The 14704-nt window shown below is 37.1% G+C and carries 16 protein-coding genes; 5 read left to right on the top strand and 11 right to left on the bottom strand.

Annotation, left to right across the window (positions count from 1 at the left end; translation table 11 throughout):
• Positions 1-65: 65 nt before the first annotated feature.
• The gene (locus tag IGL13_RS02405; protein ID WP_002363168.1) at positions 66-1445 is read right to left on the bottom strand and encodes a hemolysin family protein; all 1380 of its coding nucleotides are present in this window, start codon (positions 1443-1445) and stop codon (positions 66-68) included.
• Between the two features lie 174 nt (positions 1446-1619).
• Positions 1620-2834 carry an AI-2E family transporter gene (locus IGL13_RS02400; RefSeq protein WP_002384914.1) on the bottom strand — a complete coding sequence of 405 codons (1215 nt, stop codon included), beginning with the start codon at positions 2832-2834 and terminating at the stop codon, positions 1620-1622.
• Positions 2835-2909: 75 nt separating this feature from the next.
• Between IGL13_RS02400 and IGL13_RS02395 the strand changes: the two genes are divergently transcribed.
• On the top strand, positions 2910-3341 hold the full coding sequence (locus tag IGL13_RS02395; protein WP_002361248.1) for a GNAT family N-acetyltransferase: 432 nt from the start codon (positions 2910-2912) through the stop codon (positions 3339-3341).
• A gap of 87 nt (positions 3342-3428) precedes the next feature.
• On the opposite strand, the gene bph is transcribed toward IGL13_RS02395, so the two are convergent.
• From bph to pfkB, 5 genes are all read right to left on the bottom strand, one after another.
• Complete coding sequence (gene bph / locus IGL13_RS02390; protein ID WP_002355538.1) at positions 3429-3962, bottom strand: biofilm phosphatase Bph; 534 nt, start codon at positions 3960-3962, stop codon at positions 3429-3431.
• A gap of 188 nt (positions 3963-4150) precedes the next feature.
• Complete coding sequence (lacD, locus tag IGL13_RS02385) at positions 4151-5128, bottom strand: tagatose-bisphosphate aldolase (RefSeq protein WP_002378025.1); 978 nt, start codon at positions 5126-5128, stop codon at positions 4151-4153.
• A complete protein-coding gene (locus IGL13_RS02380) occupies positions 5125-5586 on the bottom strand; it encodes a fructose PTS transporter subunit IIA (RefSeq protein WP_002358680.1) in 462 nt (153 codons plus the stop codon). The genes lacD and IGL13_RS02380 overlap by 4 nt, the downstream gene beginning before the upstream one ends.
• A gap of 26 nt (positions 5587-5612) precedes the next feature.
• Positions 5613-7031 (bottom strand): PTS fructose transporter subunit IIC, encoded by a 1419-nt coding sequence (locus IGL13_RS02375; protein WP_002355535.1) that lies wholly within the window; start codon positions 7029-7031, stop codon positions 5613-5615.
• A 4-nt stretch (positions 7032-7035) separates the two neighbouring features.
• Entirely contained in the window at positions 7036-7962 is a 927-nt protein-coding gene (gene pfkB, locus IGL13_RS02370) for a 1-phosphofructokinase (protein WP_002355534.1), read from the bottom strand.
• Positions 7963-8140: 178 nt separating this feature from the next.
• Here pfkB and IGL13_RS02365 point away from each other — a divergent pair, with 178 nt between their 5' ends.
• The gene (locus tag IGL13_RS02365) at positions 8141-8887 is read left to right on the top strand and encodes a MurR/RpiR family transcriptional regulator (RefSeq protein WP_002363162.1); all 747 of its coding nucleotides are present in this window, start codon (positions 8141-8143) and stop codon (positions 8885-8887) included.
• A gap of 59 nt (positions 8888-8946) precedes the next feature.
• Here IGL13_RS02365 and trmB read toward each other — a convergent pair whose 3' ends face one another.
• The 4 genes from trmB to IGL13_RS02345 all read right to left on the bottom strand — a co-directional run bounded on the left by trmB (position 8947) and on the right by IGL13_RS02345 (position 12522).
• Positions 8947-9591 carry a tRNA (guanosine(46)-N7)-methyltransferase TrmB gene (gene trmB / locus IGL13_RS02360; RefSeq protein WP_002355532.1) on the bottom strand — a complete coding sequence of 215 codons (645 nt, stop codon included), beginning with the start codon at positions 9589-9591 and terminating at the stop codon, positions 8947-8949.
• 72 nt (positions 9592-9663) lie between these two features.
• The gene (locus IGL13_RS02355) at positions 9664-10443 is read right to left on the bottom strand and encodes a phosphotransferase family protein (RefSeq protein WP_002355531.1); all 780 of its coding nucleotides are present in this window, start codon (positions 10441-10443) and stop codon (positions 9664-9666) included.
• Between the two features lie 128 nt (positions 10444-10571).
• Positions 10572-11783, bottom strand: a complete 1212-nt coding sequence (locus tag IGL13_RS02350; RefSeq protein ID WP_002378023.1) for an ABC transporter permease — start codon at positions 11781-11783, stop codon at positions 10572-10574.
• 1 nt (position 11784) lies between these two features.
• A complete protein-coding gene (locus IGL13_RS02345) occupies positions 11785-12522 on the bottom strand; it encodes an ABC transporter ATP-binding protein (protein ID WP_002363160.1) in 738 nt (245 codons plus the stop codon).
• Between the two features lie 215 nt (positions 12523-12737).
• Here IGL13_RS02345 and IGL13_RS02340 point away from each other — a divergent pair, with 215 nt between their 5' ends.
• From IGL13_RS02340 to IGL13_RS02330, 3 genes are all read left to right on the top strand, one after another.
• Complete coding sequence (locus tag IGL13_RS02340; protein ID WP_002355527.1) at positions 12738-13163, top strand: HIT family protein; 426 nt, start codon at positions 12738-12740, stop codon at positions 13161-13163.
• The gene (locus IGL13_RS02335) at positions 13164-13508 is read left to right on the top strand and encodes a YtxH domain-containing protein (protein ID WP_002355526.1); all 345 of its coding nucleotides are present in this window, start codon (positions 13164-13166) and stop codon (positions 13506-13508) included. It abuts the gene before it with no gap.
• 163 nt (positions 13509-13671) lie between these two features.
• Positions 13672-14700, top strand: a complete 1029-nt coding sequence (locus tag IGL13_RS02330; RefSeq protein WP_002371473.1) for a peptidylprolyl isomerase — start codon at positions 13672-13674, stop codon at positions 14698-14700.
• Positions 14701-14704: the final 4 nt, after the last annotated feature.

Here is a 14704-nt window from a genome sequence, read left to right as displayed (position 1 = left end):
GTTGGCTGTTTTTTAAAAGGAAAACCTGCGACATTAGTCAAAACGACTGATGTCACAGGTTATTTTTAACGTCTTGGTTCGTCATCTTCCATTTCTTTACGGAAAAAACGACGATTTTCTTCTGGTTCTTCATCGACAGTTTCTTCATCGTAGAAATGAACGCGTAAGACTAGCAAACGTGTGCCTTCCATTTCTTCAGCAGTTAACTTAATATTGCCCACTTCAAAAGAAGGTTTTTCCCCTTCATCAGGAATGGTTCCTAATGCTGTAATTAAGTAACCTGCCATTGTATCAACATCGCTCATGTGTAAATCTGTTTCAAATACTTCATTAAATTCGTCAATTAACATGCGTCCTTGAACCAAATATTCATTGTCAGCCACTTGTGTATATAAATTTTCTACTTCATCTGTTTCATCGTCAATTTCACCAACGATTTCTTCTAGTAAATCTTCTAGTGTTGCTAAACCGACAACACCGCCATATTCATCTAGTAAAATCGCCATTTGGTTTTGTGTTCGTTTTAACTCATAAAGTAAATCATCAATAAAAATGGTTTCTGGGACAAATAATGGTTCTTGGATAATCGCGCCTAATTCAATGTTTTCAAAGCCTAAATTACGTGCAGCTTTTAGTAACGTTTTGGTATGTAAAATACCAACAATTTTATCTTTGTCTTCACTATAAACAGGAATCCGAGAATAATTTTCTCCTAAAATTAAATTGATGTTTTCTTGGACATCATCTTGGATGTCAACCATGAATGCGTCTGTCCGAGGAACCATTACTTCTCGTGCCACTTTTGTATCTAATGAAAAGACACCTTGTAGCATTTCTAGTTCTTCGTTTTCCAAAACACCTTCTGTTTCAAGCATGTAGCGCATTTCATCTCGTGTCATCTTCGAATCGGCATCATCGAAAGTCATTGGTGTGATTTTGGATAATAAATCGGTCGAAGCCGATAGCAACCAAACGAAGGGACGCGCGATAACTCCTAAAAAGCGGACTGCACCAGAAGTCAATTGAGCGACTTCTTCTGATTTATTCATAGCAATTCGTTTAGGGTATAATTCACCAAATACAATAGAAACGTACGTTAACAATGCTAAGATAATGATACTGGCAAGACTCTTAGCTGCGGCGCCGCCACCTAATACAGGGGCCAAACGACTAGATAAAGTCTCTGCTAATGAAGCACCAGATAGGATATTAACCAAAGTAATCCCTACTTGGATTGTGGATAAAAAGTTATTGGGGTCTTGCAATACCTTAAGCAATTTTTGAGCTTTTGCGTCGCCGTCTTCCGCTTTTTGTTCCACACGATTCTTGTTAACAGATACGACTGCAATTTCCGCCGCTGCCAAAAAGGCATTGATAAACGTCAACACGACTAATAATAGAAGTTGCGCAATTAGCGACTGACTCTCAGGGTCAGCATTATTCATAATGTTCTCTCTCTCCTTAATTGTTGATAATTCCGAGGCTGTACTTTCGTACTCTTTTAATGTTCTTCCTCTTTTTATGGTTAGGCTTAGAAACAGACACGATCAGTATTATGACAGGTTATTTTCTATCCTAATCCATAAAATCATAGCACGAAAGATTAGCGGATTCAATCATTAACCGTTATTTTCTTTCGTATTTGTTTCATTCCCTAAAAGAACGGCATTGGTAACTTTTTCACTACGACCCGCTTTGACCATATCAATAACATAGTAGATAATGGTCCGGCAGATTGCGTAAAATGGGACGCCGAGGAAAATACCTAGCAAACCTGCTAAATTTCCTGCTACCAATAAAATTAAAATAATCGTTAATGGATGGATTTTTAGAGATTTTCCGATAACGTTTGGATAAATAATATTTCCGTCCAATTGTTGAACCACTAGCACCACTAAACAACATAAGGCTGCTTTGACGGGTTCATTAAAGATGGTCACTAAGACAGCGGGCGCTAATCCTAGATAAGGGCCTAAATAGGGAATCAAATTCGTAAAGCCGGCAATGACACCAAATAAAAAGGCATAACGAACGCCAAGCAATGAATACCCAATAATCGTAAATGTACCGACAAATAAACATTCAATCGCTTGTCCACTAATATAACTGGATAAGGTTTGGTTCAATTGTCCTAAAAGATCCACGATATCATCTTTTCTTTTTTCAGGTAAAAAACGTTGAATCGCTGGTACTAGCTTGTCTCCATCTTTTAACATATAAAATAAAATAAATGGCGCAGTGACCAAAACAATGGTGGTTGACGCCACAGTTGATACGATTGAACCTAAGCTACTTGATAAACTACTTAAAAATTGTTGGATAATATTTGCATAAGAAATATCCATTTTTTCAATATAGCTTGTTAAATCAATTTGTTTAAAAATAGGTAACTCCGCAATCTCATAAATCCAGGTCTCCACTTGTTTAAAGAAATCCGGCATACTTGATGCTAAACTAGCTAGCTGATCTGCCAACTTAGGGATAATTGTTAATAAGATCAGAACTAATGCGATGATTAGTAATAAAAATACCAGTAAGACGGCATAAATTCGTTTCATTTTCGTCTTCATTAGTAGATTGACCACAGGATTTAGTAAATAATACAAAAAGCCTGCTACTAAGACTGGGGCAAACAACGTTGAAAAGAATGTCCCAATCGGTGCAAATAAGAAATTAATTTTCGAAGCAATAAATAATAGCATGGCCACGACAAGTAATTCAACTGACCAGAAAAATAATTTCGATTCTTTAAATCGATTAATCACAGCGGCTCCTCCTTTATTTTTATTCAATTGTTGCTGTTTTATTTTATCACACCTTCCCCCCTCAGTCATTGAGAATACTTCATTGCTAGAACTTTTTCGTGGTATAATAAAATAGAAACAGATTCTGAACTTGGGGGTTTTTCTATGCATGTAGCTCAAACAAAAGATACCATGAGTGATCTTTATTTAGATGCTGTCCGGCTTCGTCAACGCGTATTCGTAGCGGAACAAGGGGTACCAGAAGAGATGGAAATCGATGAATATGAAGCACGTTGTATTCACTTTGTTTTGTACACGGATCATGTAGCTGTCGCAACTTGTCGCTTGCTTCCACTAGAAAATGGCGTTATGAAATTACAACGAATGGCCGTTGAAAAAGCTTACCGTGGCGCCGACTATGGACGAATGATTATGGAAGCGGCGGAAAATTTTGCCAAAGAACAAGGCTACCACAAGATTACTCTAGGAGCACAAGTCACCGCTGTAGGCTTCTATGAACGTTTAGGTTATCAAAAAACAGGAGCACCTTTTATGGATGCTGGCATTGAACACTACGAAATGAATAAAGAACTATAACACCAATTAAATCGGAAAATTTAGAGCTTGGAGCATTAGCCATTTTGGCTAATGCTCCAAGCTCCTTTTGTGGGCTGTTTACATCGGCTATTTTTTTGATAGCTGTTGATAACGTTGATACCAGATATCTACATACTCGGGCGAGAAGGGGCCTTTTTCGTTATTAATCCAATCCACTAAAGTCTTGACATTTTCTTTTAAAATGAAGTCAATATCTTCTGGATAATCCATTAGTTTGCTATGAAATTCATATTCATCAACGTCTAGTAAACGTTTTTCACCATCTGGAAAAACCTTGATATCTAAATCATAATCAATATACTTCAACGCTTCGTCATCTAAAACATATGGCGAAGCCAGATTGCAGTAATACGAAACCCCCTTTTCTCTAATCATTGCTATTATATTGAACCAATATTTCTTGTGAAAATAAACAATGGCTGGTTCACGAGTCACCCACCGACGTCCGTCGGATTCCGTTACTAACGTGTGATCGTTCACACCAATTAAAGAATACTCGCTCGTTTTTAGTACCATCGTATCACGCCACGTTCGATGTAAATGTCCGTCATGTTTATAACTCTGAATGGTTACAAACTCGCCTTCTTTAGGAATTCCCATAATACCCCAACTTTCCCCAAATAAAGTAAAGCAATGTTACTTTTTGGGTGTTCATACATCGATATCGAAATAATTATATCATATCTTTTGAGTTTGCGTACATTGAGTTCACTTAAAGAAGACAATTTCTGAAAAAATTTAATTCAGATGACCAATTAGTTCAAATTCAGTAAATATTTTCAGCTTAATTACTGTATTTTTTCAAAGACTGATACTGCGCTCTCTCTTAAAACCTGATTTAATTCGTCAACATTTTTTTTACCAGTTGTTTCAAGCCACGCAACGGCTGCTTCAGCACCTTGTTGAACAAATGGAAGCACGCCGTCTGCCCAAGTTGCCCGACCACATAAGACTCCATTAAACGAGGAACCTGCTTTTTTTGCAAATTTCAATGTTTCCTGAAACATCGCAGCACTAACCCCTGCACTCAAGAAAATAAATGGAAGTTGTGTTGCTTCACTTTGCATGTTGAAAAAAGCCTGCGCTTCATCTTGGCTATAAAGACTTTCAGTGCCAAAACCTTCTACAAAATTCATGTTCACAGGGACTTCTACTTTTAAAACATCAACATTATAGCGATCCTTTGAAAATTCCTTCATCGCTTCAATTACTTTGTGCGGTTTTACTTTAGCGTATTCTTTTGAAGCACTATCCGAATTGTTTGCATCATAAGAGACAATTTCTAAAAAGAATGGAATTTCTTCGGCTAAACACTCTGAACCAATCCGTTCTATATAAGCTTTCTTTTGTTCATTGATTGCTTCACTTTCGTCAACATCGTAGTAAAGTAAAAATTTACACGCGTCTGCGCCCGCTTCTTTTAAACGCTTAACCGACCAAACATCAAGACTATCGGGTAACCGTCCTGGTGTCGAAGCATCGTAGCCCGTTTTTTCATACGCAAGTAACAAACCTGAAGTCTGTGCTCGATTTTCAGCAGCAGCTAGGCCATATTCTGGATCCAACAAAATTGCTGAAGTCTCTGGTGTTAAGCAACGAGATACTAATACTTTAAAGTCACTGATTTCTTGCGCAGTCACCTCTTTGTATTTTCCCATCATGCGTTTTAAGGCCCCACGTTGATCAATGGCTAGTGCGCCAATAATCCCTTGATCATCTACCAGATTTTCTAAATGTTTACGTTTTTGTTCACTAATTTTTTTCATTCTGTTCCCTCTCCTAATTGATTATTTAGTAACGTAGCAATTTCAGCTGGCGAACTTGCTTGTTTCAGTCCAGAAGTAACTTCTTCTCTTAATAGGAGGCGCGCAACGGAAGAGAGTAATTTCAAATGTGTCGTGCCAGCTTCGGCATCTGGAATAAACAGCGCAATCACAAACTCCGTTAATTGGTTGTCAAGGCTCTGCCACTCAACACCTTGGTCCAAGGTAACGATGATAATGGCCGCTTGTTGAATCGTTGCTGCTTTTGCATGAGGTATCGCAAATCCATTCATCATCCCCGTTGTTCCTTCTTGTTCTCGCTCGTTCAGTTTATCGAAAACTTCCTGTGCGTCCTGAGCAACTTCCAATTCTGTTGATTTTTTTGCTAAAAAATGAAAAACATCCTCTTGCGTTTGTAACTGTTGATTTAAAAAAATATGATTTTCTTTAATAAAAGCCATTCCATCCACTCCTAATTCCTGTTATTTCATTTTTTTGATAACGATTGCTCTTGTTTGGCGATTCTACTTTTTTGTACAAAACCTAGCAATAAGCCACCTACCAATGAACCAGCTAAAATTGCCAAAACCCATTGAACAGCGTGAGTAACAACTGGTAAAACAAGAAATCCTCCATGAGGTGCTGGCACTTGTACCCCAAACATATACGTTAAGACTGCCGCAATTGAAGATCCGAGCATCATAATTGGTAAAACCTTCAATGGGTCTTTTGCCGCAAACGGAATAGCGCCTTCTGTAATATGTGTGGAGCCTAAAATAAAGTTCACTAGGCCCGCATTGCGTTCATTTGTGTCAAAGTATTTTCCAAAGAATAATGTAGCAAAACCTGTAATTAAAGGTGGCGCTATGCAGGCAGCAGAAACTCCTGCCATAAAAGAAGTATTTCCTTGAGCTAAGAGTGCCGTCCCAGTAACATAGGCCGCTTTATTAACTGGACCTCCCATATCAAAGGCACACATACAACCCACAATAATTCCTAAAACCAACGGACTGGAGTTTTGGAAACTAGCTAAAAAGCTCATCATTCCTTCGTTAACAGCTTTCATCGGATCTGCTAATAAAGACATAGTGATACCAATAACTGCAACGCCAATGACTGGATAAAGGAAAATTGCTTTTAAACCATCTAATGATTTAGGCAAACCTTTAAATACTCTTTGTAATAAAAGAATGAAATACCCAGCAAGGAAACCAGATAATATCCCTCCTAAAAAGCCAGTACCACCAGTGTTAGCAATCAAACCACCGACAAAGCCCACAACCAAACCAGGTCGTTTGGCAATCCCCTCTGCGATATACGCAGATAAGATTGGCACCATCATGCCCATTGAGGCATCACCAATACTTTTTAACATAGCAGCGGTAGCATTATACTGACTACTTTCTGGATCAAATGAATAAATACCCCAAATAGCAAAAGAAAGAGCAATTAAAACGCCGCCTGCTACTACAAACGGCAACATGTGAGAGACGCCATTCATTAAGTTTTTATAAATACTATGTCCAACATTTCCTGAAGAAATTTGTGTTTCCTGTTCAAGTTCATCCACTGCTTGGTTTTCGGCCGCAATCGATCCTTTTCCTGCGAGCGCTTCTTCAATTAAGCGATCTGCTTCTTTAATCCCCACACTGACAGGGACATCAATAATTCGTTTCCCAGCAAAACGTTCTGCTTGAACGTCTTTGTCGGCGGCAATAATGACTGCCTCCGCTCCTTGGATTTCTGCAGGTGTTAACTCGTTTTCTATACCAATCTGACCATGTGTTTCAACCTTAATCGTAATACCTTTACGTTTCGCAGCTTGTTCCAATGCCTCCTGTGCCATATACGTGTGCGCTATTCCCGTCGGACAACCTGTAGCAGCTATTAATTGATACGTAGCCATCTGTTTATTCCTCCTCTTGAATCTTTATTTGTTGCTCTAACTCCTGAACATCTGAAAAATCTGTCAATCCTTTGCGAAATGCTGTTGAACTACCTGCTGCAATACTTCTTTTTAAATTTTTTTCCAATGAAAGTCCTTGATGCCAGCCAGCTAAAAAGGTACCTAACATTGCATCCCCTGAACAAGCTGTATTTACAACCATTCCAGTTGGTGAATTACCTGAAAGAACCTTTTCATTGTTCATAAATAAAGCCCCTTCACTACCTAAAGAAAGTAAAATATTTTTGGCTCCCCGCTTCAGTAATTCTTGTCCGTAAAAAATGTAATCATCCTTAGTCTGCACTTCTGTATGAAACCACTCTTGAAGTTCTTCTTCATTTGGTTTCAATAAAAATGGTTGATAAGGCAAACAATCTAAAATTTCTTCATAACTACTGTCTAAGATTAAGAACACCTGTTTTTCAAAACAAATTCGGCTAATTTCAATCAAAATACTTGGCGAAACCCCTTGTGGTAAACTTCCTGATACGCACAAATAATCCCCTTTACGTAACTCTGAAATTTTTTTCAAAAAACGTTGTACATGTTCTTCAGATAATTTTGGTCCTTTATTGACTAATTTGTATTCCTTTTGATCTTGGGTAACTTTTGTGAACACATTGATTCTCGTTGTGCCAGCGACTTCGATAAAATCAGTGGTTATTTCTTTTTCTTTTAAATAATCCTCGACATAGTTCCCAGTGAAACCAGCCTTGACTCCCAAAGCGGTATTATCAATCCCTAACATCTTTAAAATTAGGGAAACATTGACTCCTTTCCCGTTTGCTTGAATATCATCTTCCTTCGTGCGATTCACGACAAAAGGAACTAGCTCTTCTGTTTCGATAAATAAATCAATGGCTAAATTTAATGTACATGTATAAATAGTCACTGTAGTTCCTCCTTTCTCCTCTTTATTATGTCTCAAAATACCATGTAAAGGTTTTCATTCTTTCGCAAAAATATAGAAAACATTTACAATTTCATAATTTCTCTAGCTTTTTTATTTTTTTTCATTAAAAATAGGCTTATAAATGTTTTTTTAGTGAAAGAAAGAAGGGCTGGCCATTATGGAACAAAAATTGAGTGAGTCAGAGCAATATCTCTGGCATTTTATCGAAACACATATTTTAGAAATCCCTGATTATTCCATTGTAAAATTAAGCGAACGAGCCAACGTATCAACTGCGACGATTGTAAGAACCATGAAAAAGAAAGGCTATGAAGGTTTCACATCCTTCAAGCATCACTTGAAAGATAAAGAAAACCAAAATATAAATTTTTCAGCATTAGAAAAAGTAGACCGAGGAATTCGGACAGCCATTTTAAAGAATGAAGAAGAAGTAACTCGCACGATTAACATGATTGAAATTGGTAATATCGAAGATGCGATCCAAAAAATCAAAGCTTCTCGACGGATTATTATCTTTGCTAGAGGTTTTTCAGAATTAATTGCTCAGGAAATGATGGTTAAGTTTCAATTGGCTGGCAAATACTGTGAACTGCATACGGACCCAGAAATTATTAAAAATATTAGTAAAAAGTTATCAAAAAAAGATGTGGCTCTTTTTGTTTCTTTAAACGGAGAAACCCAAGAATTAGTTGTCGCTGGTAAAAACTGTTACGACTCAGAAATTGGGACTATCCTTTTAACTGCAAGCAAACACTCTAGTTTAATGAAATATATTGAAATTCCGTTCGTAGGCTTCAAATCAGAAGGCTCCTTTTTCCCCGATTATGAAGTGCGTTCACGGTTACCACTATCCATTCTGGCAAGAATTTTATTGGACGCCTATGCTTTAAGAACGACAACTTAGGCTTTCTTAAATAATAAAAAACAAGCATTCCTTCACTTAAAATAAAGGAATGCTTGTTTTTATTTTGCAACAAAACGTGCTTCTACTCGATAAATTCGTTGACCACGACTAGAAAATTTTTCTTCGTATTCTGTCATAATGTTGCCTTCAAACTCGCTATTATGCAAATCTAGCCACACACGTTCAATAATCATGCCATATTTAGAAAAGCTACTTAATGAGTATTCGAAGAGCCCTTGATTATCCGTTTTAAAATGAATTTCTCCATTTGGTTTTAAAATAATTTCATCTGTCGCTAAAAAGTTTTTATACGTTAAACGACGTTTTTCATGTTTTTTCTTTGGCCAAGGATCTGAAAAATTTAAATAGATTAAATCTACTTCATTTTCAGCAAAATATTCTGTTAATGCTTCGCCGTCTACTCGCAATAACTGTAGATTAGGTAACGGCTCGGCCACTAGCTTATCTAATGCAATCGATAAAATACTTAATTGCATATCGATACCAATATAATTAATTTCAGGATGTGCTTTAGCCATTTCATAAATAAAACGACCTTTACCTGAACCAATTTCAATGTGGATGGGATGATTATTGCCAAAACGTTCTTGCCATTTCCCTTGCCATTTTTCAGGACCTTCTACCACATATTGTGGATATTTTGCCATATATTCTGCTGCTCCGGGTCTATTTCTTACACGCATATTTAAAATTCCTTTCTTTTAAAAACAGACTGGTGAAATTCGCCAGCCTGTGTGGATGTTAAATGAATTAGTTTAACTACTAAACATTCGTTTTAATTGTAAAATTTCTGCAGTCATTGCTCTTCTTTCGCCTTCTTGGTGATGACGAACAATCTCTTGTAAAAAGCTAAATAAACCATACCAATAAATTCGTTGAACCGTACTTTCATTCGGGATTAAACCATAAGATAGTAACCATTGATTCCAGCCGGAACGAGGCACATAATGACTCAAAATCATTCCTAAATCTACCGCTGGGTCCGCGACCATCACAGAATCCCAATCTACTAAATAGAGATAATTATTCGAGACTAACCAATTCCGATGATTCACATCGCCGTGAACAGCTACATAACTAGTTTCTGGATATTCTGGTAAATGATTATATAAATAAGTGATTACTTCTTTTAAATAACTGTTTCGTTTTAATTCTTTAGGTAGTTGACGCTTATACTCTTTCAACATTGTTAGCGGGGTACAAACTTCGCCACCAATTTTTTTCAACATGTCTTTCAGCAAATTGGAATGATGCAATTGGTATAACACGTCAATCACGTCATTGCGTTTGCCAATTTCGTCCGCATGTAATAAACGTCCTTCCAGCCATTCTTGGGCTGTTAGTACGTCGCCATTCGCTGTCCGCTTTGTCCAAATCATCTTCGGGGCTAACCCTTCTTTAGACAATGCTGCAAGAAGTGGAGAAGTGTTTCGTTTAATGAACACTTTCTCGGTTTCTTTTATTCCCATGTATGTTTGACCAGTTGCGCCCTTTATCGGCTGCAGACGCCAGTCTTTATCCAACTGAAATTCCATGGAAATTATCTCCTATCTCAACACAATTTTATTGCAATTTTTACAGCAATTACCATTTTAGTCGCCAAACCTTGCTTCGTCAAGCTTCTATGTGGTTCTTTTGTAAATTTTGCTGGGTTTTCTCATCTTTATAACTTATTCAAGCGCATTGGAACATACATTTTAGTGAAAATCACAACTTCTACAATTAAGGCACCCAGAATGATCAAGCTATTTTGCAAACTGCCTAAACGAAGGCAGACAATCCCACCAAAAATAATGGCCGCAACAGATAATGCGCCGCTAATTAACCGGCGAATCGCTGCTTGTTTTTTTTCTATTGAAATTGGATATAACTGTGTCATCACCATATAATCAAATTGCGTGTACATGGGAATCAACTGGAACCCGATTAAATAGACAAACAATAAAGCAACTACCAACGCAATCCAGAATTCTTGTAAAAAGAAGAGTAGCACGCCACCAACCAAAATCAAACGAAACAATAAGCCACTATATTCGCTACCTCGTAAAAAGCTCCGAATGAATAAGTAAGCATACGTGTTCTCAGATGTTTTTTTGACTACTCCGAGGAGAGGATCTAAGTATTTACGGCGTTTCACTGTACTACTCACTTCAGGAATATCTGTAAACAGCTGAATGAATTTATAAATTCTATGCATTCTGTTTTGTTCTTTTTGGATCATTTTTTCCCAATCCAAGAAACTCTTTTTCATCTTATTTTGCCAAATACTCGATAAACAAACGGCCAGAATGATGCCACCAATCACACCAACCCAAGGCGTCCAGTAAATAGCTCCCGTCATAATCAAGAGACTACTGATCAACCAAACAAACCACCAACTACGGTAAGTGGTTGACGAAAGATGATAGAGCCCATAGCTTTGTAAACTAAGATGTGTATAAATCATACAAGCTAGCATGACCAAAAATAAAAAGAAGGTTTGAAACGACCAACCTGTTGTGACTACAATCAACGGCATCAATAGGCTACTTCCTAGAAAGCTGACCACAATCGGTAAAAGTAAAGAGTAGCGCAGCGCTCGTTTCAGATAAGCAGCGAATTGTTTTTCTTTTGGTAATAAAAACACCTTGTCTGGCTCTTCTGTCAAAGTAGCCAACTTACCAACTTGAATGAGTAGCAGCCAGCCCAATAGAATTAACGGTCTGCCCCAAACAAAATCACGAGGTAATTCTTTTAACAACTGGGAATAGTACAGACCTAATCCGCCTAATAAAAACATACAGACTAAAACAAAATGATCATTTAAAATATAGCGCAAGTACTTGGACATTTTTTTGAAATGCCGTGACAAACGTTGACTAAAAAATTCGCCCATGTTACCCCACCTTTTCTTCCTTCGTCAAGGCAAGATAAATATCATCTAAAGAAGACTCTGGTAAATTAAATTCTGCACGTAATTCAGCCATTGTACCGTTTGCCCGTAATTTCCCTTCGTGTAGCACCACAAAGCGATCACAATATTTTTCAGCTGTTGCTAAAATATGCGTGGACATTAAAATCGCTGCCCCTTGCTTACGCATCGTATCCATTAATTCTAATAAAGCATGAATTGCTAAAGGATCTAAGCCTAGAAAAGGTTCATCAATAATATATAAACTCGGTTCAATTAAGAATGCACAAAGTACCATGACTTTTTGTTTCATGCCTTTTGAAAAATTAGCAGGAAACCATTCCAATTTATTGTCTAAACGGAACGTTTTTAGTAATGGTTCTGCTCGTTTGAACGCTTCTTCTAATGGAATATCATAAGCCAAGGCCGTTACTTCGATATGCTCTTTCAATGTTAATTCTTCATATAAAGAAGGTGTTTCCGGAATATACCCGATTTTTTTACGATATTCTTCAGGGGCTTGTTGCAATGTTTCCCCGTCAATCATAATTTTGCCTTTTTGCGGCGTAAGTAACCCAATAATATTTTTGATGGTGGTACTTTTCCCCGCACCATTCAAGCCGATTAAACCAACCATTTCACCAGACTTGACGTCAAAATTAATATCTTTTAAGACAGGAATATGGCCGTAACCTCCTGTTAAATGTTCAATTGTTAAGCTCATTTCTTTTGCCTCCAACCTTTTCTCTCTACCATTATTAAACCCTAAGCGAACCAAGAATTCAAAAATTACTCCCTTAATTAAATGGATTTTTTTCTTTCTCTTATTATACACGAAATGAAACGAACTTTTTAGCGAACTCACGTACTTTTTCATCCACAGAGAAATCAACTTGTGGTAAAGTAAAGGAAAGAATCTAGAGAAAAGAGGAATTTTTCATGAATGATTGTATTTTTTGTAAAATTATCAACGGCGAAATCCCAAGTTATAAAGTCTATGAAGACGAGAAAGTCTACGCGTTTTTAGACATTACACAAGTGACCAAAGGGCATACCTTAATGATTCCAAAACAACACGTTGCTGATATTTTTGAATATAATGACGTTTTAGCAAGCGACGTCTTCGCTCGTATTCCTAAAGTAGCACGAGCATTAGAAAAAGCTTTTCCAGAAATGGAAGGATTAAACATTTTAAATAACAATAAGGAAGTGGCTTATCAATCCGTTTTCCATTCCCACGTTCATTTGATTCCCCGTTATTCAAAAGAAGATGATTTCTCTATTCATTTTGGCAACCATCAAGAGGACTATTCCGCCGAAGCGATGCAAGAAATTGCTGAGACCATTGCAAAGCAGGTGAACTAAATGAAAAAATTTATTAAAGGTCTCTTTTTTGGTGCAGCTGCTGGTACCATTGGCGGCTTGTTGGCTGCTCCAAGAAGCGGGAAAGAAACACGCCAACATTTAATCAATGAGCTAGAGGACTATCGTTCACTGAAAAATCAAGTCACGAATGACTGGGATCAGGTGCAACGAAATTTGGCAGTTGTCGAAGAAAACGTTCCTCTGGCAACTGAATTTTCAAAAGACCTGCAACAAGAAATCACTGATTTCAAATTCCAAGCGGAACCTCGGATTGCTCAAATTAAAGAACAAATTGCCAAAATCACGGCTGAATTACCTGACACACAAACCAACAAGCAAAAGTAAAGTCTTTTATGTTAATTATTTCTTTTGTTATTAAAAAAATAAAAAGTGTGACGTAAATACGAATTTTGTTTGAAACTATGCCTGAGACTCTTTCTTTTTCAAAATAAGGTATGGTATAGTTATAACAGAAATAAAACTAAAAAAAACAGGAGTGCATAAGAGAATGAAGAAAAAACTAATCTTAGCTGCAGCGGGCGCAATGGCCGTTTTTAGTTTAGCAGCGTGTTCAAGCGGTTCAAAAGATATCGCAACAATGAAAGGTTCAACAATTACTGTTGATGATTTTTATAACCAAATTAAAGAACAAAGCACTAGCCAACAAGCGTTTAGCCAAATGGTTATTTATAAAGTCTTTGAAGAAAAATATGGCGACAAAGTAACTGACAAAGATATTCAAAAAAACTTTGACGAAGCCAAAGAACAAGTAGAAGCACAAGGCGGAAAGTTCTCTGATGCATTAAAACAAGCTGGTTTAACTGAAAAAACATTCAAGAAACAGTTAAAACAAAGAGCAGCCTATGATGCAGGTCTAAAAGCCCACTTAAAAATTACAGATGAAGACTTAAAAACAGCTTGGGCAAGTTTCCATCCAGAAGTAGAAGCACAAATTATCCAAGTTGCTTCAGAAGATGATGCCAAAGCTGTCAAGAAAGAAATCACTGACGGCGGCGATTTCACAAAAATTGCTAAAGAAAAATCAACAGATACTGCTACGAAAAAAGATGGCGGTAAAATTAAATTTGATTCACAAGCAACAACTGTTCCTGCCGAAGTTAAAGAAGCTGCCTTCAAATTAAAAGATGGCGAAGTGTCAGAACCAATTGCTGCAACAAATATGCAAACCTACCAAACAACCTACTATGTAGTGAAAATGACGAAAAACAAAGCAAAAGGCAATGACATGAAACCTTATGAAAAAGAGATCAAGAAAATTGCTGAAGAAACAAAATTAGCCGATCAAACATTTGTTTCGAAAGTCATTAGTGACGAATTAAAAGCGGCCAATGTGAAAATTAAAGATGATGCCTTCAAGAACGCTTTAGCAGGCTACATGCAAACTGAATCTTCAAGCGCTTCTTCAGAGAAAAAAGAATCAAAATCAAGTGATTCTAAAACAAGCGATACCAAAACAAGCGACTCTGAAAAAGCAACAGATTCTTCAAGCAAAACAACAGAATCTTCTTCTAAATAAGCAT

The sequence above is a fragment of the Enterococcus sp. DIV1937 genome (assembly GCF_050535975.1).
In the GTDB taxonomy this organism is placed as follows: Bacteria; Bacillota; Bacilli; order Lactobacillales; family Enterococcaceae; genus Enterococcus; species Enterococcus faecalis.
This window is presented reverse-complemented; position numbering and strand designations above follow the sequence as displayed.

Coding starts and splice junctions, on each gene's coding strand:
- IGL13_RS02335 (WP_002355526.1), top strand. CDS start 13,164: ATGAAAAAATTTATTAAAGGTCTCTTTTTTGGTGCAGCTGCTGGTACC.
- IGL13_RS02375 (WP_002355535.1), bottom strand. CDS start 7,031: ATGGCTACGTATCAATTAATAGCTGCTACAGGTTGTCCGACGGGAATA.
- trmB (WP_002355532.1), bottom strand. CDS start 9,591: ATGCGTGTAAGAAATAGACCCGGAGCAGCAGAATATATGGCAAAATAT.
- IGL13_RS02340 (WP_002355527.1), top strand. CDS start 12,738: ATGAATGATTGTATTTTTTGTAAAATTATCAACGGCGAAATCCCAAGT.
- IGL13_RS02395 (WP_002361248.1), top strand. CDS start 2,910: ATGCATGTAGCTCAAACAAAAGATACCATGAGTGATCTTTATTTAGAT.
- IGL13_RS02355 (WP_002355531.1), bottom strand. CDS start 10,443: ATGGAATTTCAGTTGGATAAAGACTGGCGTCTGCAGCCGATAAAGGGC.
- bph (WP_002355538.1), bottom strand. CDS start 3,962: ATGGGAATTCCTAAAGAAGGCGAGTTTGTAACCATTCAGAGTTATAAA.
- IGL13_RS02330 (WP_002371473.1), top strand. CDS start 13,672: ATGAAGAAAAAACTAATCTTAGCTGCAGCGGGCGCAATGGCCGTTTTT.
- IGL13_RS02400 (WP_002384914.1), bottom strand. CDS start 2,834: ATGACTGAGGGGGGAAGGTGTGATAAAATAAAACAGCAACAATTGAAT.
- IGL13_RS02405 (WP_002363168.1), bottom strand. CDS start 1,445: ATGAATAATGCTGACCCTGAGAGTCAGTCGCTAATTGCGCAACTTCTA.
- lacD (WP_002378025.1), bottom strand. CDS start 5,128: ATGAAAAAAATTAGTGAACAAAAACGTAAACATTTAGAAAATCTGGTA.
- IGL13_RS02365 (WP_002363162.1), top strand. CDS start 8,141: ATGGAACAAAAATTGAGTGAGTCAGAGCAATATCTCTGGCATTTTATC.
- IGL13_RS02380 (WP_002358680.1), bottom strand. CDS start 5,586: ATGGCTTTTATTAAAGAAAATCATATTTTTTTAAATCAACAGTTACAA.
- IGL13_RS02350 (WP_002378023.1), bottom strand. CDS start 11,783: ATGGGCGAATTTTTTAGTCAACGTTTGTCACGGCATTTCAAAAAAATG.
- IGL13_RS02345 (WP_002363160.1), bottom strand. CDS start 12,522: ATGAGCTTAACAATTGAACATTTAACAGGAGGTTACGGCCATATTCCT.